The sequence below is a fragment of the Lacibacter luteus genome (assembly GCF_004118265.1).
Classification (GTDB): Bacteria; Bacteroidota; Bacteroidia; order Chitinophagales; family Chitinophagaceae; genus Lacibacter; species Lacibacter luteus.
Window position 1 is genome coordinate 181,923 of sequence record NZ_SDHW01000005.1, and the last position, 23,958, is coordinate 205,880.

A 23,958-nucleotide genomic window follows, 5' to 3' on the forward strand; every position below is an offset into this window, starting at 1 on the left:
ATGCAATCCATAAACAACTACATCCTCATTTTTTGCTTCGCTGTTTTTGTTACAGCATGCGAAAAGTTTGTGCGCATTCCTGTACCTGAAACACAGGTGCAGGCACAGCGTATCTTTTCCGATGAGCGTTCTGCCGAAGCAGCACTTACCGGTTTATATGCACAGCTTACAGCCACCACATTAAGCATAACAAATGGCGGCCTCTCCATTTATCCCGCCCTTTCGGCCGATGAGTTATACAACACATCGCCGTCGGCCGATCTTGATCCGTTTTATACAAACAGTATTCCGGCAACTAACGGTACAGGTATCAATACCCGTTTATGGTCGGCTGCTTACAAATACATCTACCATTGCAACAGCATTATTGAGCAACTGGAAACAGCGTCTTTATCTGCTGCATTTAAAAACAGGGCGATGGCTGAAGCAAAACTTATCCGCAGTTTGCTGTATAGTTTTCTTGTACAGTTGTTTAACGATGTGCCGCTGGTGCTTACTACCAGTTATGAAACAAATGCGGTGCTGCCACGCACGGCTTCTGCAAAAGTGCTGGAGCAGATGCTTACCGATGCTGCCGATGCATACGATCATCTTCCACTTACAGGAGTAAAAGCAAAACCCGTAAAAGCAACGGCTGCTGCTTTGCTGGCAAGGTATTACCTGCTGGCGGGTAACTATGCAGAAGCAGAAAAAAAAGCAGCGCTGGTGATTGATGCCAATACTTATTCGCTTGCTGCTAATCTCAACAATGTATTTACAAACACATCAACAGAAACCATCTGGCATTTACCAAAAGACCAGGGCAATACGGCCGAGGGTGCAGCTTTTGTTCCGGCATCAGCAACGGTGCGACCTGCCTATGCACTCAGCAACAGTTTACTCAATGCATTTGAACCAAACGATCAACGTAAAACAGCATGGACAAAAAGTAATACGGTTTCAGGTTTCACTTATGTGTACCCGAACAAATACAAAGCAAGGCTGGCAACACCTGTTACGGAAGCAGCTGTTGTGATACGTGTTGCAGAACTGTTGCTGATCCGTGCCGAAGCAAGAGCAAAACAGGATAAGCTTGTTGAAGCAACGGCCGATATGAACAGTATCCGATTGCGTGCCGGTCTAACGGCTACCAACAACCTAAGTAAAGAACAGCTGTTACTTGCAATTGAAAAAGAGAGACGAACAGAACTGTTTACAGAGTGGGGGCACCGCTGGTTCGATCTTAAACGCACCGGTCGTATTGATGAAGTGATGCAGGCCGAAAAACCCGGTTGGAAAAGTACAGCACAGTGGTATCCTATACCGCAAAACGAATTACTCCGCAACGCATTTCTCACACAAAACCCCGGCTACGAATGAAAAAGTATTGTTTAATCATTGCACTGCTGTTATACAGTGCAGGAGGTTTTGCACAGGCAATTACCATTGGCGAAAAATGCCCTGATATTTTGCTGAAGAATATCTACAACTATCCCAAAAAAGAAATGAAGCTGTCTGGCTTTAATGCCGATCTTATTATTTTGGATATGTGGGGTTACTATTGTGAAGCATGCATCAAGGCGTTGCCAACGATCGACAGCCTACAGAAAAAATTTGCAGGCAGGCTGCAGTTCATTGCGGTGAACATTGAAAGTGAAGCAGCAACAAAAGCGTTCTTTGCAAAACGCAAAGCCATTCAAATGCCGGGGGTTCCTTTTGTTTCAGGCGACACGGTATTATCAAAGCTATTTCCCCGTGCGTTTGTACCCTGGCATGTGTGGCTTGATAAAAACCTGGTGGTACAGTACATTACGTTTGGCAGCAATGCAACCGAAGAACATATTGCTGCCTTTCTGAGTGGTAACAAACCCGATCTGTATGGCCTGGAAAACCTGCCAACTAAAAAGGATTCGTTAAACAGTCTCCGTGATTTTTTCTACTATTCAACCATCACACAAACAGTGCCCGGTGCCAACAGAAACAACGATTACGGCGTTATAAAAAACAACCGCTTCTTTCTGACAGAAGAAGGCGCAAAAATTACGGGGCTTGCTCAAACGGCCATGGAAGGTCTACACAACATAAAATTCAAACCGGTGGATACGGTGATACTGGAAGTAAAGCAACCCGAAAAGTTCCGTCGTCCTGCATCCGTTAGTACAACCACATGGGATCAGCAGCACAAATACAATTACTACCTGATGCTTCCGCAGGAAAGGAAGGACAAAGCCTATGAATATATGCTGACCGATATTCAGCGCTACTTCAACATCACGATCACAATGGAAAAAAGAATGGTGAATCATTATGTATTGATAAGGCTTGATACCATTGATCGTATCAAAACAAAAGGAGGGGTCAAAGCAGATTCATTGATGATAAGCTCGGTTAAACATCCGGTTGATTCAAAGAACCGGTACATGATCAATTGCCCTTTTGCAGCATTCAGCCGAAGATGGCAGGCATGGGTAGAAGGAATATTGCAGCAACCCTTTAAAGATGAAACGGGCTACGAGGGAAATATTGATGTAGTGGTTGATGCAGCACTGATTGACACACATACCTACGACGGATTTAAAAAAGCACTCAACAGGCTCGGTTTTGATTTGGTTTATGCCACACGGGAGAAAACCGTGCTGGTTATTAAGGACAATTGAAAAAGGAGCGGTTCTCCGCTCCTTGTTTTTGGTTATTCTGTTTTTTTGATCTGGTCCAGCCCGGCAGGTGGATGCATTTCGTTGGCCCGGTTGTTTTCTTCAAAGGCCCGAACACAATCCACATCATCGGTATCCTGGCAATCCGTTGCAACAGCTTCCTTTGCAATCGGGATACTGCTGTTGGGGTTGAGCAATGCACCTAACTGATCGTTAACGGCATCGTATTCATACCAGAAATAAGTGCTGCTGTTTGCTTTTGCCACAGGTTGTTTATTGGTAAAAGCAAACAATACAACGGCAAGCACAATTGAAAGGAAACCGGTTAAATACTGTTTCATAATAAACTGTTTTTAGTAAAAAATAATGCCTACTCTTTTACAGGTTTTCGGCTTCGCCTGCTCACTTCAGTTCCGTTGCGCACCGGTGTTGAAATGAAGTATTTTTTATTGCCTGGTTTTGCGTAATGCATGTAAACCGACACTATTCCATGCAATGAAAAAAAGATTAAACCATATATGCTGCTGCCAGCTCATCATGCTCAATACGCCTCCGCAACTGCAAGGCAGATCGTTTACAAACAACAGCATCGCAACCAGGTAAACAGTAAACAGCGTTAACAGGAATAAGGAACTGTACAAGCCGAAGGATTGAGTGCGGGGGAAAAAAAGGAGCAGCGCAACCAACAGTTCTGTTAAGGGGATTACATAGCTGAGGCCGGCTGCCCCATGACGCAGGAGTGCCGCTTTATTTAAACTGTAAAGAAAAACGTGATGCTGAAATAACTTACTGATACCTGTGTAGAAAAACAGTGCAATCAACAGAAAGCAGGAAACACGTATTGTAACAGAAGGGTTCATAAGTCATAAATGGATGAATGAAAAATGTCCCCTTGTTTACGGTATAAAATTCCATCATAAAAAAAGAAAATGCAAATCAAACAGGTTTCAAAAAGGGTATAAATGGTTTCAAAAAAGACAAAAGGTTTGTAAAAGAGCAGGGTTGTTTCAAAACAACGGCGCTTATGCGTTACCGTATTGTGCACGGTAAGCACCCGCCGTGCGTTTGTATTGTTTTTTAAACAGCATCATAAAATGTTTTTCGGATGTAAACCCGCAGCTGCGTGCAATGACGGTGATCTTGTCGTCTGTTTGTTTTAACAGGATGGCTGCCCGTTGCAAACGTTTTTTCAATACATATTGATGAATGCTGGTACCATAGGCTACTTTAAACCGTTGCATCAGTTTGGTTTTGCTAACATGCAACAGCCTGGCAAGCCGTTGAAGTGAATGATCCCGGGAGGGATCCTGATCGATCAGTGTTTTGATCTGTGCAGGTAATTTATCTTTCATATGCTGCTGTTTCAGGGGTTCGTCATTGCATACTGTCTCCTGTTTTTGTAACAGGTCAACAGTATACTGTGGTACTTTTAACTGCCCAACAGAATCTCCCCCGATTAACCATGAAAGAATTAAACATAAACCTGCGCATGCGTATGAATAATCCTTGTGTTGTAAAATTCTGCAATCAAAAAACAGGATGCAAATAAAAAAGGTGCGTAAAAGGAGAAAAGAAGTGCACTTTTGTACGTTGCTGTTTGTTGTGTTGGAATTTTTACGATCATGGTTTGTGATTGATCATTTTCTTAACCGGCGTCCATCAATATTTTATCGAGGGATCATTCTCTTTGTGCCATTCAAAGTATCCTTGGTGGCAATCGTTGATCAACTCAAGTTCTGTACAAATAGTAATAGCGAAAAAACTATTATGTGAAACCGCCGATAGCCGATGTGAAACCCTCTTTTCACGATGTGAACAGATTGCGATACCGTTTCTTTAAACAAAAAAATACTGTTTGACGTAACTCCACAAATCAATTACTACTGTAAAAGGGATTTTTTCTTTTGATAGCAGGAATTTGCGTTCTCTGAATTGCTGTATTTGGTTTTCTTGAACCGGATCTGCGCTGTATTAGCAGGGAGTAAGTACAACTGGATGGGTGTTTGGGATGAGAGGTATCTCTACATCCCGAGACTGTACCATTGCAATTAACCTGTTAAAACAATAACAGTAAAAGAGGGTAGAGATCCCTCGTTCCTCGGGATGACGTTCTATTGAGCAATAGAACAAAACCGCATCAACAATCCCAGATTGCTTCGGCGCAAACCCACCCACAAACCCAGCACCCTCGCAAAGACGCTCCGTAGGAAACAAACGTCATTGTGAGATGCATCCCGGCAATATCCCAACAGATCCCTCATGCTTCGGGATGACAGCAGTATTGAGCAGCAAAGCAAAATTCATCAAATGATCAACAGGCAGCACTTAGGATGATCGTGTAAGTATTACTGCTATTAACTACAGTAGTACTAAAACTTCATCAAGGCATAATCCGAATCCGTGTTGTATATCGAATTCGGGGCCTTTTTGTTTCTTCTGAGCGAAGTTGAAGGATTGGCAAGTGTTTACATCCCGACCGTAGCGTCGGGGCAAAAGGAAAAGAAAAACATCTTGGAGAAAATACTTTTAGAGTGCTGCCTGAATTGCAGCTGAATTAAAATCCTTCATTCGCAGGTTGGTTAAATTCCAAAGTATACAATTCATGCTTCTGTTTTAACACTTGGTTATAATAGCCCCGGTTTTTGTTTAACTGCACAAATAAGTTTGCGGAAAAAAGAAATGAACTTACTAAAAGAACAAAAAGCAATCGGTGTGATCACTGTGTTAGCAGGGCTGCTTGCATTGGCATGTATTCTTGCAACACTTGTAGCTGTTAATTTTAATAATGAGGCAATGGCAGATCCGGTGCTCGTTTTAACAACAGCCGGTACCAATACTGTTGCAGCAAGGTGGAGTATGCTCTTTGATATGTTTGGCTATTATCTTTTACTGCTTCCGGTAATTTACCTGTTGCACGACTGGATGAAGGAAAAAACAGCATGGAATAACCTTGTGACTTTTTGCGGTCTTGCTTATGTTTTAATCGGCAGTATCGGTGCTTCTATTCTGGCTGTGGTATGGCCAAATATTATCGATGCGTTTCAGCATGCTGCTGTAGCCGAACAACAAATATTGAAGGCTGATTTTCGTTTAATCAATGATGCGGTTTATAATGGTTTGTGGAATTTGCTGGAGATGGGTTTTGCAGCAACATGGTGGATCGTTACGGGCTATCAACTTTATAAAAATAAATTCAACATTGTTGGCTGGGTTAGTATAGTTACAGGTGTTTCCTGTTTAGGAGATGCATTGGCAGGAATATTTCAAATTGGCTGGCTGCATGAAGTTGCTTTAAATATCTACCTCGTATTCGCAATTGTTTGGGCGTTTGTAACGGGAGTATTTTTAATGCGGAAAAGATTAACTGCTTCAGATCTGGTCTGCGTTTAGCAATTCTAAAGCCCGCCGCTTTTGCGTGTTATCAGCAACGGCACATGCATTGCAGCAGAATATAAATCCCTTGTTGGTGGTACATTCGGCTCCGCTCAGTATACACAACAAGGGCTGGGGTAAACAAATTTCATCAGTTGATCAAGATGCAACACACAGGGTGATTGTGCAATTACAACCGTACTTCACTACAGTAGTACTAAAACTTAATCAGGGCATAATCCGAATCCGTGCTGTATATCGGATTCGGGGTCTTTTTTACGCAACCTATTAGTACGGTTGCCTATTTGGACAAGCAAAAAGAAAAGAGAAATATTTTGGTGAAAGCATTATCAGAATGCAAATACTAAATAAGATCATCAGTAAATAATTACCCAACAGATCCCTCATGCTTCGGGATGACAGCAGTATTCAGCAGCAATAAAAGGCTCTGCATCCCTTATCTTTGCCCAACTCATGGGGTGCCATACTTGAGAAGTTGTTTCAGGAAAATCATTCAAACAACTTCTGCGGGCTGAGATTATACCCACATACCTGATCCGGGTAATGCCGGCGTAGGAAAAGCAAGTTGCCATTGCATACCCGTGGGTGTTTAAACAACAAGTGATGAACATACATGAATGGGTGCAAACATTTTTGCAGCAACTGAAAGCAGTTCCCTTACTCGAATGGATAGGCGTTGGCTTTGGCGTTGCCGAAGTATTGCTGGCAAGAGCCAATAAAATTGCACTCTATCCCTGCGGTATTATTGCCGTGGTTATTTCCACTTACATTTTTTTTGATGCAGGTTTGTATGCCGAGAGTGCGTTGAATCTTTATTACTTCATCATGAGCATTTATGGATGGTGGTGGTGGGTAAAACGAAAAGATCATGCAGCACCGCCCATCAGTCGTGCAACAAAGCGTGACTGGATAACAACTATCGCCATTGTAGTAGCAGCTTTTGTATTGCTGTATACTGTGCTGGTAAACTTTACCGATTCTACGGTGCCGCTTGCCGATTCATGGGTGAGTGCCACAGCATGGGCAGGTATGTGGTTACTCGCCAAACGAAAAATTGAGAACTGGATCTTGCTCAACATCAGCAATGCATTTGCTATACCGTTATTGTTGTACAAAGGGCTTCCGTTGTATGCAGCATTAACACTGTTCTTATTCATCATTGCTGTACTTGGTTATATCGACTGGAACAAAACCCTCAAACAAACAAAACATGCAACTGCAGTTGAATAAAAAAGAGATCGCCGGGCTGAAACGTTTATGTGCATTGGCTGAACAGCAAGCAGCACTAACACCTGCGTTGTTAAAGATCATTTACAAAAAGAAATGGTTCAAGCTATTCATTCCAAAAGAGCAGGGCGGACTTGCATTGAGTTTACCCGATGCATTAAGGTTAGAAGAACAGCTTGCATACATCGATGGCAGTCTTGGCTGGACGGTTACACTTTGTGCAGGTGCAAATTTCTTTGCAGGGTTTTTAGATAAAGAGAAAACAGGCAAACTCTTCCATGCAAAAAATGTTTGCCTGGGTGGAAGCGGTGCAGCAACAGGTATTGCCACGCAAACAAAAGATGGTTACACGATAACCGGCAAATGGAAATATGCAACAGGCGCACCGCATCTTACACATTTCACCGCCAACTGCATCATTGAAAAAAACGGCAAGACTGTTTTGCATAAAGATGGCACAGTAATGATCCGTTCCTTTTATTTTAAGAAGAGCGAAGTAAAGCTGTACAACGATTGGGAGGCGATGGGTTTACGGGCAACAGCCAGCCGCAGTTTCAGTGTAAAAAAAATAAAGCTGAAAGAGGAGCGTAGTTTCTTGATCGATCATGCGCATGTAACATTAAACGATCTTGTTTATACCTATCCCTTTATGCCCTTTGCTGAAACAACATTGGCGGTAAATACATTGGGCATGGCCCGGCATTTTATGGATGAAGCAATTGCCATCATCAAACAAAAACAACAAAAAGCAGGTAATGCTTCGTTACAGGTTGCAATGGATGCTGTGCAAAAAGCACAACGGGAGATCGCTACTGTTGCAACTGCCTTTTATACCATTGCTGATGCATCGTGGCAGGAGTTAAGTGAACAAAAGAAGTTATCGGGCAAAACAACAAAGCAGATCAGTAAGGTCAGCAGACAACTGGTAAAGCTTTGTCGTACGCATGTAGCAGCCATTTATCCTTATTGCGGTTTATCGGCCACCTCACAACAATCGGAGATCAATCGTGTTTTCAGAGATGTGTTCACCGCCAGTCAGCATGCGTTGTTAACGTTTGGGGAATAGGGATGCTGCTCAAATATCCTGTCATCCCGAGGAACGAGGGATCTGTTGATCAGCAGTACAAGAGTTGAGATCCCTCCTTCGTCGGGATGACAAGTCTTTTCATCTTTTGTATTATTTTCAACTGCATGAAACCTATCGGAACACACAATTACTTCGTATACATCACAACCAATCAAAACAAAACGGTTCTTTACGTTGGTGTAACCAATGATCTTTATACAAGACTTGTTCAGCACCACGAACATGCGAAGCCGTTTACATACAAGAGTTTTGCAGGGAAGTACAATGCTTACTTCCTGATTTACTATGAGCGTTTTGGTGAAATAGAGCACGCTATTGAAAGAGAAAAAGAATTGAAAGGCTGGCGAAGGAGTAAAAAAGAAGAACTCATCAATTCGTTTAATCCGGAATGGAAGTTTTTAAATGATGAAGTTGAATAAAGTAACAAAGCACAAGTTTTCCTGTCATCCAGAGGAACGAGGGATCTGTTCAATAGTAGTACTGCTATCCGGCAGATCCCTCCTAACGTCGGGATGACAGCTCTAATGAGCATCAGCAACAAATAATCAAACAAAAGAAACTCTCATCCTCATCATCATTCAAGGAATGCAATACCTTTCGTCTTTCAAAAACAGTTATAATACAGAAGAAGCATATTTATGATCAACTGGGGAATTATCGGCTGCGGCGATGTAACCGAAGTAAAGAGCGGACCTGCCTTCAACAAAGTGCCCGGCTCCAAACTCGTAGCAGTCATGCGTCGCAATGCAGCCAAAGCAGCAGACTATGCAAAGCGGCACAACGTACCACGCTGGTACAGCGATGCAGAAGCACTCATCAACGATGCAGAAGTAAATGCCATTTATATTGCTACGCCACCTTCGTCGCATGAAGCGTATGCACTGGCAGCCATCAAAGCAGGTAAGCCCGTGTATGTAGAAAAACCCATGACGCTGAACTATGCAGCTGCAGTAAACATGGCAGATGCTGCCAATACTGCCAATGTAAAACTCACAGTGGCACATTACCGCAGGCAATGGCCTTTGTTTCAAAAAGTAAAAGCACTGCTTGCAGAAAAAGCTATTGGTGAGGTACGTTTGGTACAATTGAATTTTTTCAAACAGGCGCCAACTGCTGCCGAGTTAAGTGATGAAAAATACATGTGGCGTTTTGATCTTGCTATTGCAGGCGGTGGTCTCTTTCATGATCTTGCTCCACACCAGTTGGATATTTTGTATTACCTGTTTGGAGGTGCTGCATCTGTAAATGGACTTGCAGTAAACCAGGGTGGTTATTATGCTGTACCTGATCTTGTGAATGGGCAAGTGCTTTTCAAAAATGGCATTGTATTTACCGGCAGCTGGTGTTTTACAGCAGCAGAAGCATGTGATGAATGTGTGATCATCGGCAACAATGGTTCTATCCGTTTCAGTTTCTTTAATGATAACAGCATTACACTGCATCGCAACAATGAAACCATCCGTTTCGATTTCGAACGTTTGCAGCATGTACAGCAACCGATGATTGCAGAAGTAGTAAATTATTTTTCAGGCAATGCATCCAACCCCTGTACAGCAGAAGAAGGAGCAGAGATCATGCGGTGGATGGATGAGATGGTGAAGTAGGTTGTATGATTCATTTGCTAAGTTGTATGCTGGTCAGGCGACCAGCAAAGGCGGTGAAGTTGAAATTATCTGTCACCCCGAGGCACGAGGGATCTGTTGACAGTAGTGCAAAAGCCTGGCAGATCCCTCCTTCGTCGGGATGACAGGTTATTGGAGCAGTATCATGAAATCAACAAACAAAAAAGTCTCCTGCTTAGCAGAAGACTTTCAAAAAATAAATCAATAAAGTTCTACGTCAGTATCACTTTCTCCATCACATCACCTGCACGAATCGCATCAATCACTTCCAAACCTTCAGTAATTTTTCCAAAGCAGGTATGATTACGGTCGAGATGTTTTACACCGTTGCGGTTATGACAAATGAAAAACTGGCTGCCGCCTGTATTTCTTCCACGATGCGCCATCGACATGACACCACGATCATGAAATTGTTTGCTGCCGGTTAATTCGCAGGGAATGGTATAGCCTGGTCCGCCTGCACCTGTACCATCAGGACATCCGCCCTGGATCATAAAGTCGGGAATAACACGGTGAAATTTCAGACCATTGTAATAACCTTCGCTCACCAGTTTTTTAAAATTGCCTGCTGCAATAGGCGCATCATCATCATACAATTCAAATTTCATAATGCCTTTGGCAGTATGTATTTCGCCGGTTGTTAATTTTATTTCGCTCATTGTTCCTTTTTTAAGACTGCAAAAGTAGCATTTCGCTGCAAATTGAATGGTAGCTGTCGGGCATTTTTCTGTCTGATGAAAATAGCCGGTAGTTTACGACTTCCCAATCTTAACAATGTTTTGCCACCCACAACTTTTACATCAGCCAAACGTTTTCTATTTTGTAGTTGCAATTCCGGTTGATGCGGAACTTATTTCGCAGCAACATTCATCTAAATCGTACCGTATGCCTGCAACTCTACTCAAACATGTTTGGTTACTTTTCTTTATTACAGCCTGTGCATCTGTTTCGCAGGATCATCTCAGCAGTAACCGTCAACAGCAAAAAAATAGTAACACTGCAATAACTGCATCAATACAAATTGATACGCTGCTTATTGATGAGCAGCCCAAACCATTAACTGAACTTCAGCAAACAGAAGAAGGACAAATTGTATTGCAGGAAGGTTATTACGAAACAACTTATAAAAGTTACTGTCTGCAACCCGGCACACCCGATCCAACAGACAGGGATGCCTACCTGCAAAGTCCATTGCAAACGAACAGAAAAGATATTGTTGAAACTGTGTTACGTACATCGTTACAAAAGCCGGAGCTTGAGCAAAAAAATATTCAACTCTTGTTATGGTCGGTTGTAAGCGGTTCTGATTATAACAAACTTTCATGGCCTGTACAGTTAACCGCACAGCAGTTGCTTACACGTAAACAGATCTTTCAATTGAAAGGTGGGGTAGCAGGTGTGGTAAAAACAGTTGCACAGCATTTACCCGATGCACGCATTACGGGTGCACAGGTGAGCATGAAACGATTATTTGAATCGGGTGCCAATACATATGAGTCTTTTGAACGTGTAGCAGTGCTCCGTGAAAAATCTGTTGTGCATAACGAAGCATATAAGAAAGAGCAATGGAATAAACAGGCAGGCGGTTATTATCTCCGTTACTTCCCTAACGGTTACCAGCAGGTGAAAGTGCAGGTATATGTTCCCAAGGGTACACTCGACTCAACAGGAATGCAGGAAGGAAATTATCTGTTGTTCGATCCGGTAAACCAAATGGCCGTTCCTGCAAACTCCAATGCACAACGTTTGGGTATTGGTGCACCTGTTGTTGAGGTTATCCGTAAGATCATCCGCATACAAAGAGATGTGCCTGTGCCAACAAAGAAACCAACTGCTCCAAAAGAACAACCCAAGACAAGTAAAGAGCAACAGTAGAAAGTTATTTGATCCGATAGCTATCGGTTTGTTTTTTGGGTTTATTTCTTTGGTTGTTGTTGCCTGGGCCTTGGTTCTTTATTCCTTGAACCTTGTCCCTTTATTCTTGTTACTTTTGCGTTGTGAATGATCTCTTGCAAAATCCCGTCTTCAATGCTTTATCTACAGGTGATAAACGGTTAAGTTTTGGTACAGACAATATAAAATATTTTGATGCAGAAGTTTCGCCGTATGCAGGCTTCCCTGAAGAATATCAAAATGGTTTTGCAGACTTGTATGCAATGTTTCCTGAAGGCCGTAGAATTTTATTTGCCAGGCCAACACCCATCGATATTCCCAAAGGCTGGCAAGTACAACATGAAATAAAAGGGTTGCAGTTTGTGTACGAAGGCAACAATGTTATTGATGGAGATTTCTCAAGCATTGTTCCTTTAACAACTGCACATGTTGATGAAATGATCGAACTGGTAAGGCTTACCAAACCGGGTCCTTTTGATAAACGCACCATTGAGTTTGGTTCTTATCACGGCATTTTTGTAAACGGTCAATTAGCTGCCATGACGGGGCAGCGTTTGCATGTGGCTAACTATACAGAACTAAGTGCGGTGTGCACACATCCCGATCATTTGGGTAAAGGGTATGCTTCTGCTTTAATGCAGCACCAGATGCAGATTATTTTAAACAATCAACAAATACCTTTCCTGCATGTGCGTGCAGATAATGAACGGGCCATTGCTGTTTATGAACGGTTGGGCTTTGCAGTGTCAAGACCAATGTATTTTTATTTTATGAAGCGTTTATAACACAAATAAAAAAGAGCGATCATTATTTGACCGCTCTTATTGAATAGTTGTTTAACTGAAATTATTTACGCAATTCTAAATGCAGTTCACCATCACGCTGTGCGATCAATACCCAGTTTACAGTTGGTTGTGAAGATGGGGCTGCAGGTGTTTGTTTTTCCTCCTTATCCTCTGCTCCGGTGTTTTTTGGCAATGCTGCAATGTAATTGATGCGTTCATTTTTCGTCATCGTAACAAAACTTCCTTTTTCCTCGTAATAAAAATGCACTGCAATAAAACGCTTTACATGATCTCTTGATTCTTTTGGTAAAAAGTTTTGCAGTTTCCAGAAATCACGTGAGCCTGCATGTTTAATTGCTTTATACACATTACCGCTGCCGCAATTGTAAGCAGCAATGGCAAGTAACCAGTCATCAAATTCTCTATACAAATTGCTTAAGTATTTTGCTGCTGCTGCAGTGCTTTTGTAAATATTCCTGCGTTGATCTTCTGCTGCAGTTATCTTTAATCCCAATGTTTTTGCGGTTGCAGGCATCAGCTGCCAGATACCTGCTGCTCCTGCATACGAAGTTGCAGTGTTTTTCATTTTCGATTCAACAACGGCCATATAAACCAATTCTTCAGGTAAGCCTTCTTTAATAAACAATTTGCGAATGAGTTGAAAACTGTTGTTGTTCTGCTCTTTTATTTTATCAAGCAACTCATCGTGTTCATCAATATAAGCAGCTGTAAATTTTTTAGCAGATGCATGCATTGGAATAAATGCAGGTTGTTCGTTGTTTGCTGTGCTCAACGAATCGGTTGGTACAACATAGGCTGCCTGTTGCAATACAGGCTGCTGCACAGCAACAGTTGCACCTGCTTGCTGCAGCAAGGCCAACGGCATACACAATAAACCAAAACGTTTTAATTGCTTTGTTTTCATAACACTGTTTTTTCGTAAAGAGATACGGATAGGAAATGGATCTTCCTTAAAACAGTTTTTCAGAAAAGAATTGGAAAGAAATGATCAAAAAAGCCAGGATTGATCGGGTTACGGCGCACTATTTTCAATAATCGTGCTAAAGTGAGATTACAAAACTAGAGCGCATTCTTTCGATGAACGAATTTTTGACCATGAAAAAATACGATGACACGACAAACAGCTGAATCACAGTAGAATAAGTTTTCAACAGCAATTCTGTCAGGGAGAAATACGATGATTAAATTTTTTCAAAAAAATAATTCCTTATTCATCTTTAAGCTACTGAAATGCTGCAATTTGTGGTTTTGTCTGCTGCGGATTGTACGCAAATACACATGGTAAGGTCTTATTTAATAGTCCTGAATAATTGCAGTGGGCATCGTTTTTTTAATAGCGATCAACGGTCTTATGAAACGAAAATCAGCGACGATTCATCATTTTAATTGCTGTAAAAAAATTTATTGATAAGATGTTTACACAATTAGTTGCTGATGGAAAAAGGACTGCGTTTATATTCTTGTTGCTATTTTATCGCTTCTTATCTTTAAAGAAACAAAGGAAACATGGAAACAAATACACAGGCAGCGTTGCTCGTTAAAATGACGGTTGCAGCATGGGATACACAGAATAATTATTTTACCAAACTTATTGATATGTTGAGCGACGAGCAAATGAAGAGTGAAATTGCTCCCGGAAGAAATACAGGTGTATATCTACTCGGACATCTTGCAGCTGTAAGTGATGCAATGTTGCCGCTGCTTGGCTGGGGCGATAAGTTGTTTCCGGAATTAGAAGAAGTGTTCATCAAAAATCCGGATAAAGCAACTGCAGAAAAACCTTCTGTTGCTGAGCTCAAAGAAAAGCTGCAGGCTGTTAATACTACCCTCTCTTCACATATTCATGCAACAACACTTGATCAATGGCTCGACAGACATATGGCTGTATCGCATGAAGATTTTGCAAAAGAACCACATCGTAACAGGTTGAATGTTTTGATCAGCCGTACCAACCACATGGCTAATCATATCGGACAATTGTTATTACTGAAACAAGCAAGCTGATAGTACTGCATAAAGTTAATTACTGCTGACAGCTGCTCTTGTTTGTTGCTCTTTTAAAATGGCAGCAAGGTAGGGGGCAGCTGTTTGCTGTAACATTGCTTCTGTAAGATCAAGTGCATGTGGATTACTGATCAGCTGCAACCAGGGTTTTGCAGCATCAAACGGATAACTGCCAAATACAATTACAGGTGTTCCTTTTGCAACGAGGTTTTCATCATCATCCAGTATCCATTGCTCGGCCCAGTTGTACAGGTGTTTTGCATCCGCTTCTGCTAAACGTAAACAGGAATGCGATGCCGGATAACCCGGCAGCTCGTATTGATGAAAACCAACACCCAGTTTGTTTTCTATATTGAAATTCCAACGCAGATCCCACTCATCGTTAAACGTGCTGGTTGTTTCTTCTGCCTTCCAGTTGCAGAAGTATAAACCTGTGGGAGTAGTGTCTGCTTTTCGTCCCATGTTTGTAGGACCTGCGTACACCAGCTCGCCATATTCGTAGGCAGCAAATGTTTGTGATGGGTAAGAGAAGAAAAGAATTTTCTTTACAGCATTTAACGAAGTTACAGCAGCAGGAAAGTGAAGATACATTGCACGGTCGCCGGTTAAATCATCGGGCACAAGTATTGAATCCATTTTTGTCAGGTTAATACCATCTGTTCTGTTTACAGCAAGCACAATTGTTCTTTCTGATGCTGCAGGTTTTTTAGCAAGCCATTCCTTTGATTTTTCCAAATGATAACTTAAACGTGCAGGTTTGTTCCAGTGTTTTTTTTCTCTCGGTATTTCTTTCTTTTCTGTAACCTGGCAGCATTGAAAAAATGCAGCGGCACATACTACAAGCATACCTGTAATATGGATTGTACGTGTATTCATAACCGTTGGATTGATGGATGTAAACTGCGTTTTGCAAAGCATGTGCCACAAAAAATCAGACAGTGTTGGTACAAATAAAAAAGGGAATACAAGCACTTGTATTCCCTTTTACTTTAACTGTTTTTCATTGGTCATTTAACTGAGAGTTGAATTTCACCTAAATCGGTAAACTCGCCTTCTCTTACTATAACATTTGTGATGAGTTTATGCTGATAAGGCTCCAATGCCTCAATCCATAACTGGTAATTACCGGCTTTAAGTTTACTTACTTCAAAGTAGCCATCTGTAATATTGCTTTTAACAGTATCGGTGCCCATTACAGCATATGCCCGCAATGCATTTTCCGGCGGTATAACAATTCCTTTTATTGTGCCGTTATTTTGTACAACAAAGGCCGACAAGAAAAATGCCGCAATCAGTAAGCCAAAAACATATAAATACTTTGCTTTCATATACGGTTGTTTAAATGAACAAAGTGATGTCTGCAAAGTATAATCAAGCATCATGCCATGCCGGTCAATTGTTCGTATAGCAACAGCATGATGCCTTTAATGGGAATGAGTTACGTTGAAAAAAACTTATCTTATAACAGTTCATCTTTTGTTTTTGCTTCTGTTTGTTTGGCATCTCTTGTATTTTTCTGTACAGCAATAGCCGCAAATAAACTCAGCGTAAAGCTCATGGCATAAAAGCCTTTTTCACTTCGCAATAAATCTGCATTCCACAAACCAACGGTTAACAGAACTATTGCTGCAATCGTGCAGAACCAGGAGAGCCCGTAATAAATAGTTGTAACAGGAATTCCTTCTAACTGATCACGCACAGCTTTCTGTACAGATATAGCAGCGAACAAACCGAAAAGTAAAACAGTAAAATAGTAGCCTTTTTCATTCAGCTCCATATCTGCATTAAACAAGCCAATAAGAAAAGCAGTAATGCCAACAACCAATGCCAGCCAGGATGCTGCAATAAATGCGGGAGAAGGACCAAGGTTTTGTTTCTGTTCCATGTTGTGTTTTTTGATGTACTGCAAACCTATCTGCACTGTAGCAGAAACTTTTTGACAAACATCAAAACTCAACACTGTAATTGTTAAAGCCTGCTGCGAATGCGGCTGAGTGTTTCCTGGCTGATGCCAAGGTAAGAAGCAATTTGTCCTAAGGGCACACGCTCAAGAATGTGTGGCGAGTCGTTCAGCAATTGTTCGTAACGCTCTGCAGCAGTTTTAAACTGTGCATTCACATAACGCTCTTCCAAACGGATATAATATTTTTCGTAGGCAATGCGTACAATGCGTTCTATTTCGGGATGATTGTTGAACAAGGAAGTAAGTGTGTCTTTTGAAATACTCCATAAAATACTTCCTTCAAGCAGTTGTATATTTTCAACCGCCGGTTCCTGTGTAATAAAACTATGAAAGGAAGTAACAAAGTCGTTTTCAAAACCAAACCAATGTGTGATCTCTTTCCCATCGAGTGTATAATAGCCACGTAAAGCACCTTTCTCTACAAAATACAAATGCCTGCAAACCGCAGCTTCGGTAACCAGTTGATGATTTTTTGGATAAACTACCTGTTCGAAACAATTATGCAGCAGTTCTTCTGTTTCGTTACTGATGGTTGAAAATTGCCTGATCTGGATCAGCAGTTGTTGCATAATGTGTGAAGTTGTAAGTTATTATTTCGTGTTTGCAAATAATTCAATTAAACAACCTGCTATTACTTGCACAGCTCCCGGTATGGTTTCTTTATAGGCAGGAGCAAAGAATGGCGAATGCAGTGAAGGTAATGCTGCTGCATTGCTGTTTTGTGCAGCAGTGCCCAGCCATAACAAAAAGGCGGGTGTATCTTTAAAATATCTTCCATACACACCAAAGTCTTCACCAATCATAACAGGCAATACGTTTTGTACTGCAGCAGCACCGTTTCTTTTTGTAACAACTGAACGTAACTGATCGCCGAAAGCGGGTGTGTTGTAAACAGATGGTATCGACATATCCAGCAAATCGTATGTGGGCAATTTATCATTGGGCAAACCTGCAGCAATTGCAAGATTATCGCCAATAGTTTTAAGTCGTTTAAAGATCAATTCACGGGAGGTTTCACTGTACGAACGGATGGTTAAGCGAAGTAATACTTTATCGGGAATAATATTGCCTGCACTTCCACCTTGTATGCCACCAACAGTAATTACAGCCGGATCGTTCGAAGAAAGATTGCGGCTTACGATCGATTGAATAGCGGTTACATATTGTGCAGCAAGCAACACCGGATCAATTGCCTGGTCGGGTACAGCACCATGACCGCCCTTGCCATAAATCGTAATATTCATCATGTCAACAGCAGCCATCATATAACCATTGCAAAAACCAACAGTACCGGCAGGCAAACTTGCGTGATCGTGTACGGCTAACAGTTTTGATGGTTTTGGTAATTGCTGGAAGTTTGCAGTCGTTACCATACGCTTTGCTCCCTGCCCGGTTTCTTCTGCCGATTGTGCAAGCAATACCAATGTGCCTTTCCAGGTATTGCGTTGTTCGGCCATTAGTTTTGCAATACCTAACCACACACTCATATGAATATCATGACCGCATGCATGCATAACAGGCAGCGATTCGTTTGCACGCATCATGGTAGCATTACTTGCAAAGGATAAGCCTGTTTGTTCTTTCAAAGGCAAACCATCCATATCTGTTCGGTAATAAATAACAGGGCCGTTACCGTTTTTTAGTACAGCTGCAAAACTGTGGTAACCCAGCGAATCGGTGATCTGGTAACCCCATGCAGCAACTGTTTTTTTAAGATAGGCAGCTGTTGCAGCTTCCATGGTACTTAATTCAGGATTTGAATGCAGATGTTGATACCATTGGCTGTACAATAAACTGTCTTTCGTTGTTTGTTGTTGAAACGGTTTTGTTTGTGCAACAGCAAAACCAACGACGAGCGAAAAAGCAAATGATGCAGCAACTACTTTCATAAACGAAACAGCCTTGTTTGCGGGCAGATGCCTGCGAAGTTATTATTTAATCAGAAAAGGGATGAGCGTTAAAGAAAGAAGTATCTTCAACCCAAATCATTGCCATGAGAAAGAAAATGAATTTCTTTTTTTGTTTGCTGGCTTCTTTGTTGTTGTTCAGCAGCAGTCAGCTAAAACCTGCAAAGCAATCCATTTACCAACTAACGGTTTATCATTTTACAACTGCCGAACAGGAAAAACTGTTGGATAATTATTTGCAGCATGCATTGCTGCCTGCATTGCACCGGCAGAACTATTCAAGCATTGGTGTTTTTAAAGCCATTGCAAACGATACGGCGAAACAGAAACAGATCTATGTGTTGATTCCTGCAACATCAACGGAAAGCTTTGCGGCTATTACAACTAAGCTGGAAAAGGATAGTGATTATCTGCAGGCGGGTAAAGAATATCTTGATGCGGTTTATACTGCTGCTCCTTACAGCCGCATTGAAACTATTTTATTAAAAGCTTTTCATCTTGCACCAACCTTAACGAAACCGAATCTGCAATCGGCAAAGAAAGAGCGTGTGTACGAGTTACGCAGCTATGAAAGCGCAACTGAAAAGATCTTCCGTAATAAAGTGCACATGTTTAATGAGGGTGATGAAATCGGCCTTTTCAAACGCCTCAACTTCAACGCCATTTTTTACAGCGAAGTAATTGCCGGCGGCAAAATGCCCAACCTGATGTACATGACAAGCTTTGAAAACATGGACGACCGTAATGCACACTGGAAAGCATTTGGTGCCGATCCGCAATGGAAAAAACTTTCAGGCGATCCGTTTTATAAAAACAATGTATCACACATCGATATTACGTTTTTACGTCCGGCAGACTATTCTGATTACTGATTGTTCAACATGTAAAAAAGAAACAGGCTTACTGTTGTTGCTTTCGATGACAAACGGCATAATGCTGTTACTGCCTGTTTTTACCTGGTAAGGCAGATGATTACTTTTACTTTTTAAACAACCTTATTATGAAAAGAATTGTTATTCTCTTTTTTGTGTTGATGGGTATCAGCTATACAGCAACAACGCAACGTTTGCAGTTGCCCGACAACGGCGCAAATTATAAAAACAAGATCAGCCGTAAACTTGCATTAACCGATATTGATATTGTGTACAACTCACCGGGTGTTAAAGGTCGTGAAGGAAAAATATGGGGAACCGATATTGCACATTACGGTTTCGCTATTTTAGGTTACGGCTCTGTTGTTGAAAGTCCCTGGCGTGCAGGTGCAGATGAAAATACCAGCATTACATTTTCTACAGATGTAACCATTAACGGTGTGCCTTTGAAAGCAGGCAAGTATGGTTTCTTTATTGCACTTTACCCCGACAGCTGTACGCTTATCTTCAACAAAAACACTGAGGCATGGGGCAGCTATTTTTACAACAAAGAGCTGGATGTTGTACGTGTTTCAACAAAGCAACAGAAAGACCAGAAAGAAAGTAAAGAGCGTCTTGAATATACCTTCAGCAAACAAACGGCACAATCGGTGGAAGTTGCTGTAGAGTGGGAACGTTGGCGCATACCCTTTACAGTTGGCGTAGATAGGATAAAGACAACGCTTACAGCTATTCAAACACAACTCAGTGGTGCATTGGGTTTCGATCCGCCTGCACTTGAAGCAGGAGCACAATGGTGTTTGCAAAACAATGTCAACTTCGAACAGGCTTTGCATTGGATCAACACCGCTGTAGCACCAACCTTGGGTGGTGTAAAAACATTCAATGCATTAAGCACCAAAGCAGGGCTGTTAACCAAACTCGGCCGCACACAGGAAGCCGATGCATTGATGAAAGAAGCAATGGAAACAGGTACTGCTCTTGAAATACATGGCTATGCAAGGCAGTTGCTTGCGCAGAAAAAAGTAAACGAAGCAATGGAAGTGTTTCAGTTCAACTATAAAAAATACAAAGGAGCATTTCCAACCAATGCCGGTTTAATGCGTGGTTACTCTGCATCAGGCGATCTGAAGAATGCATTGAAGTATGCAAAACTTGCATTGGCACAATCGCCCGACGAAGGCAATAAAAAAGCACTGGAAGCTGCTATTAAAACTTTGGAAGCGGGGAAGGCGTTGTGATGATGAGTGATGAGTAATGAATGATGAGTGCGGGCAGCGATATATTGTTTCGGCGTAGAATTGAATGATGAACAATCTGCTTCTTTATCCCCTCCTTGGAGGAGGAGTAGAATCTTAAACAAACAGCATAACTGAAAGGGGTGGGTTCAATAAATTGATAAAAGAAAACCATGTCTTATAATAACTAAAACGGGCGGCCAAAGGCCGCCCGTTTTAGTTATATACTGAGCGCAGTTGAAGTGTGAGCGACTTGCTCTCCGTAGCTTTAGCGAAGGAGAGAGTCGAAATGTCTGCTGTTACTTATTGCTTACTGATGCGATACATGTTTCCATTATCCGTTACCGCATACAACATACCGTTGAAATAAGCCACATCACGAAAACGTTCCTGCTTATCGGCAAGTAAACGTTCTTCGCCAACAACTTTGTTATCCTTGATCACTAAACGACAAATATGCGAACCGCTTAAGCCACCGATAAACAGATTGTTTTCCCATTCAGGAATAGCATTGCCTTTGTAAAAAGTCATACCACTTGGCGAAAGCGTAGGATCCCAGTAGTAAACGGGTTGTTCCATGCCTTCTTTTTGCTGAATAGCATCACCAATTTTTTGTCCGCTGTATTCTGTTCCGTAAGTGATCGTTGGCCAGCCATAATTTTTTCCTGCTTTGATAATGTTCAACTCATCACCACCACGTGGACCAAATTCACATTCCCACAAATCACCTGTTACAGGATGAATATCGAGGCTTTGCACGTTACGGTTACCATACGAATAAATCTCGGGCATTGCGCCTGCTTTGCCAATGAACGGATTGCCCGGTGCAGGCTTTCCATCTTTCGTGATCTTGAAAATCTTTCCAAGACCCGATGCAAGATCCTGCGCCTGTACACGACCTTCCAGGATCGAACGTTCGCCGGTACTTACAAACATGTTTCCATCTTTATCAAACACAATACGTGAACCATAATGTGCATTACTTTTTAAAGCCGGTGTTGCACGAAAGATCACTACTGCATTATCAACTGTGCCGGTTGCTTCGTTCAGCTGCCCTTTTGCTACAGCCATCAGATTAACCGTACCTGTTTTTTCGGAGAAGCTCCAGTAAATTGTTTTGTTTGTTGTAAAATCAGGATCGGGGGCAACATCAAGCAAACCACCTTGTCCCGATGCATCTACAGCAGGTAAGCCGGTAATTTTTTTAATAAGTTTTCCATTGCCATCAAACAACTGCATAAAACCCGATTTGTCGGTAACCAGGAAATTACCACCTGGTATCGGCACAATGGCCCATGGGCGACCGATAGCTGTAGCCAGCTGATCTACTTTATATGCAGTGGTTGTTTTAATACCACCAATTCTGGTTTGACCGGGGAAAGCTGGTTTGTAGTCGGTACCTGCAGGTCTTGTTTCAACCGGCGGAAGATTGGTTGTATCGGAATAAGGATTGGTTGGTTTATCAGCACAACCATAAGCATGTCCCGAAAGAAGGATTGCGCTGCCGTAAAGAAGAAGTTTCGCCTTCATTGTAAATTTTGTTTGAGGAATAAAAATAATGAAACCTGCAATGTGTAACAGGTGAAATGTGTAAACGGTTCAAACAGCGGTTTGGTTGCATGATGGTAGTGGAAATGCCCGGTACGGTTCAATCAACATTATCCGTTATCTTCAGTTGCCAAACGAATTGCATGCAACCAAAACAATACGGTATTCTGTCGCTCCCTGTTATCGTTGGAGCACTTGGTTTTTTTGTTGATATCTACGATCTTCTTCTGTTCAATATTGTACGACGTTCCAGCTTTGCTGATCTCGGTGTTCCCGAATCATCCATGAAAGATGTTGGCGAGCACATCATCAGCTGGCAAATGCTTGGTCTTACTGTTGGTGGCATTCTCTGGGGAATACTGGGTGATAAGAAAGGAAGAAAAAGTGTGTTGTTCGGTTCTATTCTGTTGTATTCACTGGCAACAATTGCCAATGGTTTTGTACAAACCGTTGATCAGTACACATGGTTGCGTTTTATTGCCGGGCTTGGACTTGCAGGCGAACTTGGTGCAAGCATTACACTCACAAGCGAATTATTACCGAAAGAAAAACGTGGTATTGCTGCGGCCATTATTGCAACCAGCGGAGTGATGGGGACCATTACTGCATACTTCATCCACAACTGGAGTGGCGGCGATTGGCGTTTGTGTTATTTCATTGGTGGAGGCATGGGACTTGCATTGTTGTTCTTACGTATTGGTGTACTCGACAGCCGTATGTACGATAATGCAAAAGAGAAACATATACAGATGGGGAATTTTTTGATGCTCATCAACAACAAGGATCGTTTCTTTCGTTACATGCGTGGCATATTGATTGGTCTTCCTGTTTGGTATATCATTGGTGTTATTATCAGTTTCTCCGATGAGTTTGCAAAACAGTTTGGCATTACAGGTTTCGATCAGCCAAAAGCATTGATGCTGCAGTATGTGGCCCTGGCCTTTGGCGATATGTTTGCAGGTATCATCAGTAACGTTATCAAAAGCCGTAAGAAAACATTGTTCCTGTATTATGCCATCACCGCATTATTTCTCTTTTTATTTTTTGTGTTGAAGGGTGGAGGCAGTGCAACCAACATGTATCTCTTATGTATGGGTTTAGGTTTTGGTTCGGGCATATCGGTGTTATACATTACCATGAGTGCAGAAGCATTCGGTACCAACCTGCGGGCAACAGCAGCTATTTCTATTCCTAATTTAGTTCGTGGATGTTTGCCGTTGTTATTGATCCTCTTCCAGTTTCTGCGCAGCGAAAAAGCATTTGCCAATTATGTTACGGCTGCATGGATCACCGGTGCTGTTGTTATGCTCATTGGTTTCATTTCGGTAATTAAAACCAAAGAAACCTTTGCGAAGGAACTTGACTTTGTAGAGTTGTAATTTTTGGTGAACCACGAAGACACAAAGAACATAAAGGAACACGAAGGGATAGAATGACGCTTCGGTTGTGGCTCTGCGTTACGAAGAAAGCTGCTCCTCATTAATCGTCATTGCGAGGAACGAAGCAATCTTCCGATACGAAGTAATCATTTTAGTTTGCTGGCGCAGGTCTCCGACCTGTTGCCACTCGTTACTAAAGTAAACAACAAATACAGTTAAGTAAAGTAACGCATGTGCACGTGTCGGAAGACTTGCGCTAGCAATATTTTTTCTGCTATCTGCATTCCTTTCGTGTCCTAATTCGTGGTTTATTTATCTGTGTTCCTCTGCGTTCATCTGTGAGCCATTCATATTATTCGTGTTCCATCTCTCCCCAACTTGTTTTA

General features: G+C 41.8%; 24 protein-coding genes. 13 read left to right on the forward strand and 11 right to left on the reverse strand.

Translation table 11 applies throughout. From position 1 onward, the window contains the following. Positions 1–1,359: a RagB/SusD family nutrient uptake outer membrane protein gene (locus ESA94_RS15790; protein ID WP_129131906.1), complete on the forward strand. Its 1,359-nt coding sequence runs from the start codon at positions 1–3 to the stop codon at positions 1,357–1,359. Then, on the forward strand, positions 1,356–2,636 hold the full coding sequence (locus ESA94_RS15795; protein WP_129131907.1) for a TlpA family protein disulfide reductase: 1,281 nt from the start codon (positions 1,356–1,358) through the stop codon (positions 2,634–2,636). The genes ESA94_RS15790 and ESA94_RS15795 overlap by 4 nt, the downstream gene beginning before the upstream one ends. A gap of 32 nt (positions 2,637–2,668) precedes the next feature. Here ESA94_RS15795 and ESA94_RS15800 read toward each other — a convergent pair whose 3' ends face one another. From ESA94_RS15800 to ESA94_RS15810, 3 genes are all read right to left on the reverse strand, one after another. Further along, the gene (locus tag ESA94_RS15800) at positions 2,669–2,974 is read right to left on the reverse strand and encodes a hypothetical protein (RefSeq protein ID WP_129131908.1); all 306 of its coding nucleotides are present in this window, start codon (positions 2,972–2,974) and stop codon (positions 2,669–2,671) included. Between the two features lie 105 nt (positions 2,975–3,079). Continuing rightward, positions 3,080–3,493 (reverse strand): MauE/DoxX family redox-associated membrane protein, encoded by a 414-nt coding sequence (locus tag ESA94_RS15805; protein WP_129131909.1) that lies wholly within the window; start codon positions 3,491–3,493, stop codon positions 3,080–3,082. 162 nt (positions 3,494–3,655) lie between these two features. Continuing rightward, positions 3,656–3,985 carry a helix-turn-helix transcriptional regulator gene (locus tag ESA94_RS15810; protein ID WP_129131910.1) on the reverse strand — a complete coding sequence of 110 codons (330 nt, stop codon included), beginning with the start codon at positions 3,983–3,985 and terminating at the stop codon, positions 3,656–3,658. A 1,327-nt stretch (positions 3,986–5,312) separates the two neighbouring features. Between ESA94_RS15810 and ESA94_RS15815 the strand changes: the two genes are divergently transcribed. The 5 genes from ESA94_RS15815 to ESA94_RS15835 all read left to right on the forward strand — a co-directional run bounded on the left by ESA94_RS15815 (position 5,313) and on the right by ESA94_RS15835 (position 9,944). After that, complete coding sequence (locus ESA94_RS15815) at positions 5,313–6,023, forward strand: hypothetical protein (protein WP_129131911.1); 711 nt, start codon at positions 5,313–5,315, stop codon at positions 6,021–6,023. Positions 6,024–6,629: 606 nt separating this feature from the next. After that, a complete protein-coding gene (gene pnuC / locus ESA94_RS15820; RefSeq protein WP_129131912.1) occupies positions 6,630–7,256 on the forward strand; it encodes a nicotinamide riboside transporter PnuC in 627 nt (208 codons plus the stop codon). After that, positions 7,237–8,319, forward strand: coding sequence for an acyl-CoA dehydrogenase family protein (locus tag ESA94_RS15825; protein ID WP_129131913.1), 1,083 nt, complete (start codon positions 7,237–7,239; stop codon positions 8,317–8,319). Before pnuC ends, ESA94_RS15825 begins: the two co-directional genes overlap by 20 nt. Before the next feature lie 125 nt (positions 8,320–8,444). Further along, positions 8,445–8,759, forward strand: coding sequence for a GIY-YIG nuclease family protein (locus ESA94_RS15830; RefSeq protein WP_129131914.1), 315 nt, complete (start codon positions 8,445–8,447; stop codon positions 8,757–8,759). Positions 8,760–8,978: 219 nt separating this feature from the next. Beyond that, positions 8,979–9,944 (forward strand): Gfo/Idh/MocA family protein, encoded by a 966-nt coding sequence (locus ESA94_RS15835; protein WP_129131915.1) that lies wholly within the window; start codon positions 8,979–8,981, stop codon positions 9,942–9,944. A gap of 230 nt (positions 9,945–10,174) precedes the next feature. Here ESA94_RS15835 and ESA94_RS15840 read toward each other — a convergent pair whose 3' ends face one another. Continuing rightward, a complete protein-coding gene (locus ESA94_RS15840; RefSeq protein ID WP_129131916.1) occupies positions 10,175–10,621 on the reverse strand; it encodes a peptidylprolyl isomerase in 447 nt (148 codons plus the stop codon). A 226-nt stretch (positions 10,622–10,847) separates the two neighbouring features. Here ESA94_RS15840 and ESA94_RS15845 point away from each other — a divergent pair, with 226 nt between their 5' ends. After that, positions 10,848–11,837, forward strand: a complete 990-nt coding sequence (locus ESA94_RS15845; RefSeq protein WP_129131917.1) for a hypothetical protein — start codon at positions 10,848–10,850, stop codon at positions 11,835–11,837. Between the two features lie 122 nt (positions 11,838–11,959). Next, positions 11,960–12,640 carry a GNAT family N-acetyltransferase gene (locus ESA94_RS15850; RefSeq protein WP_129131918.1) on the forward strand — a complete coding sequence of 227 codons (681 nt, stop codon included), beginning with the start codon at positions 11,960–11,962 and terminating at the stop codon, positions 12,638–12,640. 61 nt (positions 12,641–12,701) lie between these two features. On the opposite strand, the gene ESA94_RS15855 is transcribed toward ESA94_RS15850, so the two are convergent. Next, positions 12,702–13,565 (reverse strand): lytic transglycosylase domain-containing protein, encoded by an 864-nt coding sequence (locus ESA94_RS15855; RefSeq protein ID WP_129131919.1) that lies wholly within the window; start codon positions 13,563–13,565, stop codon positions 12,702–12,704. Between the two features lie 602 nt (positions 13,566–14,167). Here ESA94_RS15855 and ESA94_RS15860 point away from each other — a divergent pair. After that, positions 14,168–14,665, forward strand: coding sequence for a DinB family protein (locus ESA94_RS15860; RefSeq protein ID WP_129131920.1), 498 nt, complete (start codon positions 14,168–14,170; stop codon positions 14,663–14,665). 15 nt (positions 14,666–14,680) lie between these two features. Here the strand turns inward: ESA94_RS15860 and ESA94_RS15865 are convergent, their stop codons facing one another. The 5 genes from ESA94_RS15865 to ESA94_RS15885 form a co-directional block, all read right to left on the reverse strand. After that, complete coding sequence (locus tag ESA94_RS15865; protein WP_129131921.1) at positions 14,681–15,541, reverse strand: L,D-transpeptidase; 861 nt, start codon at positions 15,539–15,541, stop codon at positions 14,681–14,683. A 131-nt stretch (positions 15,542–15,672) separates the two neighbouring features. Then, the gene (locus tag ESA94_RS15870) at positions 15,673–15,993 is read right to left on the reverse strand and encodes a carboxypeptidase regulatory-like domain-containing protein (RefSeq protein ID WP_129131922.1); all 321 of its coding nucleotides are present in this window, start codon (positions 15,991–15,993) and stop codon (positions 15,673–15,675) included. 131 nt (positions 15,994–16,124) lie between these two features. Further along, positions 16,125–16,550 (reverse strand): inner membrane protein YiaA, encoded by a 426-nt coding sequence (yiaA, locus tag ESA94_RS15875; protein WP_129131923.1) that lies wholly within the window; start codon positions 16,548–16,550, stop codon positions 16,125–16,127. A gap of 83 nt (positions 16,551–16,633) precedes the next feature. Beyond that, positions 16,634–17,197 carry a Crp/Fnr family transcriptional regulator gene (locus ESA94_RS15880; RefSeq protein ID WP_129131924.1) on the reverse strand — a complete coding sequence of 188 codons (564 nt, stop codon included), beginning with the start codon at positions 17,195–17,197 and terminating at the stop codon, positions 16,634–16,636. A gap of 21 nt (positions 17,198–17,218) precedes the next feature. After that, complete coding sequence (locus tag ESA94_RS15885; RefSeq protein WP_129131925.1) at positions 17,219–18,517, reverse strand: M20 metallopeptidase family protein; 1,299 nt, start codon at positions 18,515–18,517, stop codon at positions 17,219–17,221. A 104-nt stretch (positions 18,518–18,621) separates the two neighbouring features. Here ESA94_RS15885 and ESA94_RS15890 point away from each other — a divergent pair, with 104 nt between their 5' ends. Together ESA94_RS15890 and ESA94_RS15895 are read left to right on the forward strand one after the other, a co-directional pair. Continuing rightward, positions 18,622–19,407: an NIPSNAP family protein gene (locus ESA94_RS15890; protein WP_205755994.1), complete on the forward strand. Its 786-nt coding sequence runs from the start codon at positions 18,622–18,624 to the stop codon at positions 19,405–19,407. A 128-nt stretch (positions 19,408–19,535) separates the two neighbouring features. Then, complete coding sequence (locus ESA94_RS15895) at positions 19,536–20,648, forward strand: DUF2911 domain-containing protein (protein ID WP_129131926.1); 1,113 nt, start codon at positions 19,536–19,538, stop codon at positions 20,646–20,648. A 300-nt stretch (positions 20,649–20,948) separates the two neighbouring features. On the opposite strand, the gene ESA94_RS15900 is transcribed toward ESA94_RS15895, so the two are convergent. After that, complete coding sequence (locus ESA94_RS15900; protein WP_129131927.1) at positions 20,949–22,175, reverse strand: PQQ-dependent sugar dehydrogenase; 1,227 nt, start codon at positions 22,173–22,175, stop codon at positions 20,949–20,951. Between the two features lie 161 nt (positions 22,176–22,336). On the opposite strand from ESA94_RS15900, the gene ESA94_RS15905 reads away from it, so the two are divergent. Further along, on the forward strand, positions 22,337–23,572 hold the full coding sequence (locus tag ESA94_RS15905) for an MFS transporter (protein WP_129131928.1): 1,236 nt from the start codon (positions 22,337–22,339) through the stop codon (positions 23,570–23,572). Positions 23,573–23,958 lie beyond the last annotated feature (386 nt).

What these genes read in the sequence shown, in the direction of transcription:
- ESA94_RS15845 (WP_129131917.1), top strand. Translation starts at nt 10,848, where the DNA reads ATGCCTGCAACTCTACTCAAACATGTTTGGTTACTTTTCTTTATTACA.
- ESA94_RS15870 (WP_129131922.1), bottom strand. Translation starts at nt 15,993, where the DNA reads ATGAAAGCAAAGTATTTATATGTTTTTGGCTTACTGATTGCGGCATTT.
- ESA94_RS15810 (WP_129131910.1), bottom strand. Translation starts at nt 3,985, where the DNA reads ATGAAAGATAAATTACCTGCACAGATCAAAACACTGATCGATCAGGAT.
- ESA94_RS15815 (WP_129131911.1), top strand. Translation starts at nt 5,313, where the DNA reads ATGAACTTACTAAAAGAACAAAAAGCAATCGGTGTGATCACTGTGTTA.
- ESA94_RS15890 (WP_205755994.1), top strand. Translation starts at nt 18,622, where the DNA reads ATGAGAAAGAAAATGAATTTCTTTTTTTGTTTGCTGGCTTCTTTGTTG.
- ESA94_RS15855 (WP_129131919.1), bottom strand. Translation starts at nt 13,565, where the DNA reads ATGAAAACAAAGCAATTAAAACGTTTTGGTTTATTGTGTATGCCGTTG.
- ESA94_RS15895 (WP_129131926.1), top strand. Translation starts at nt 19,536, where the DNA reads ATGAAAAGAATTGTTATTCTCTTTTTTGTGTTGATGGGTATCAGCTAT.
- ESA94_RS15825 (WP_129131913.1), top strand. Translation starts at nt 7,237, where the DNA reads ATGCAACTGCAGTTGAATAAAAAAGAGATCGCCGGGCTGAAACGTTTA.
- ESA94_RS15800 (WP_129131908.1), bottom strand. Translation starts at nt 2,974, where the DNA reads ATGAAACAGTATTTAACCGGTTTCCTTTCAATTGTGCTTGCCGTTGTA.
- yiaA (WP_129131923.1), bottom strand. Translation starts at nt 16,550, where the DNA reads ATGGAACAGAAACAAAACCTTGGTCCTTCTCCCGCATTTATTGCAGCA.
- ESA94_RS15885 (WP_129131925.1), bottom strand. Translation starts at nt 18,517, where the DNA reads ATGAAAGTAGTTGCTGCATCATTTGCTTTTTCGCTCGTCGTTGGTTTT.
- ESA94_RS15790 (WP_129131906.1), top strand. Translation starts at nt 1, where the DNA reads ATGCAATCCATAAACAACTACATCCTCATTTTTTGCTTCGCTGTTTTT.
- ESA94_RS15805 (WP_129131909.1), bottom strand. Translation starts at nt 3,493, where the DNA reads ATGAACCCTTCTGTTACAATACGTGTTTCCTGCTTTCTGTTGATTGCA.
- pnuC (WP_129131912.1), top strand. Translation starts at nt 6,630, where the DNA reads ATGAACATACATGAATGGGTGCAAACATTTTTGCAGCAACTGAAAGCA.
- ESA94_RS15900 (WP_129131927.1), bottom strand. Translation starts at nt 22,175, where the DNA reads ATGAAGGCGAAACTTCTTCTTTACGGCAGCGCAATCCTTCTTTCGGGA.
- ESA94_RS15830 (WP_129131914.1), top strand. Translation starts at nt 8,445, where the DNA reads ATGAAACCTATCGGAACACACAATTACTTCGTATACATCACAACCAAT.
- ESA94_RS15865 (WP_129131921.1), bottom strand. Translation starts at nt 15,541, where the DNA reads ATGAATACACGTACAATCCATATTACAGGTATGCTTGTAGTATGTGCC.
- ESA94_RS15860 (WP_129131920.1), top strand. Translation starts at nt 14,168, where the DNA reads ATGGAAACAAATACACAGGCAGCGTTGCTCGTTAAAATGACGGTTGCA.
- ESA94_RS15840 (WP_129131916.1), bottom strand. Translation starts at nt 10,621, where the DNA reads ATGAGCGAAATAAAATTAACAACCGGCGAAATACATACTGCCAAAGGC.
- ESA94_RS15795 (WP_129131907.1), top strand. Translation starts at nt 1,356, where the DNA reads ATGAAAAAGTATTGTTTAATCATTGCACTGCTGTTATACAGTGCAGGA.
- ESA94_RS15880 (WP_129131924.1), bottom strand. Translation starts at nt 17,197, where the DNA reads ATGCAACAACTGCTGATCCAGATCAGGCAATTTTCAACCATCAGTAAC.
- ESA94_RS15905 (WP_129131928.1), top strand. Translation starts at nt 22,337, where the DNA reads ATGCAACCAAAACAATACGGTATTCTGTCGCTCCCTGTTATCGTTGGA.
- ESA94_RS15835 (WP_129131915.1), top strand. Translation starts at nt 8,979, where the DNA reads ATGATCAACTGGGGAATTATCGGCTGCGGCGATGTAACCGAAGTAAAG.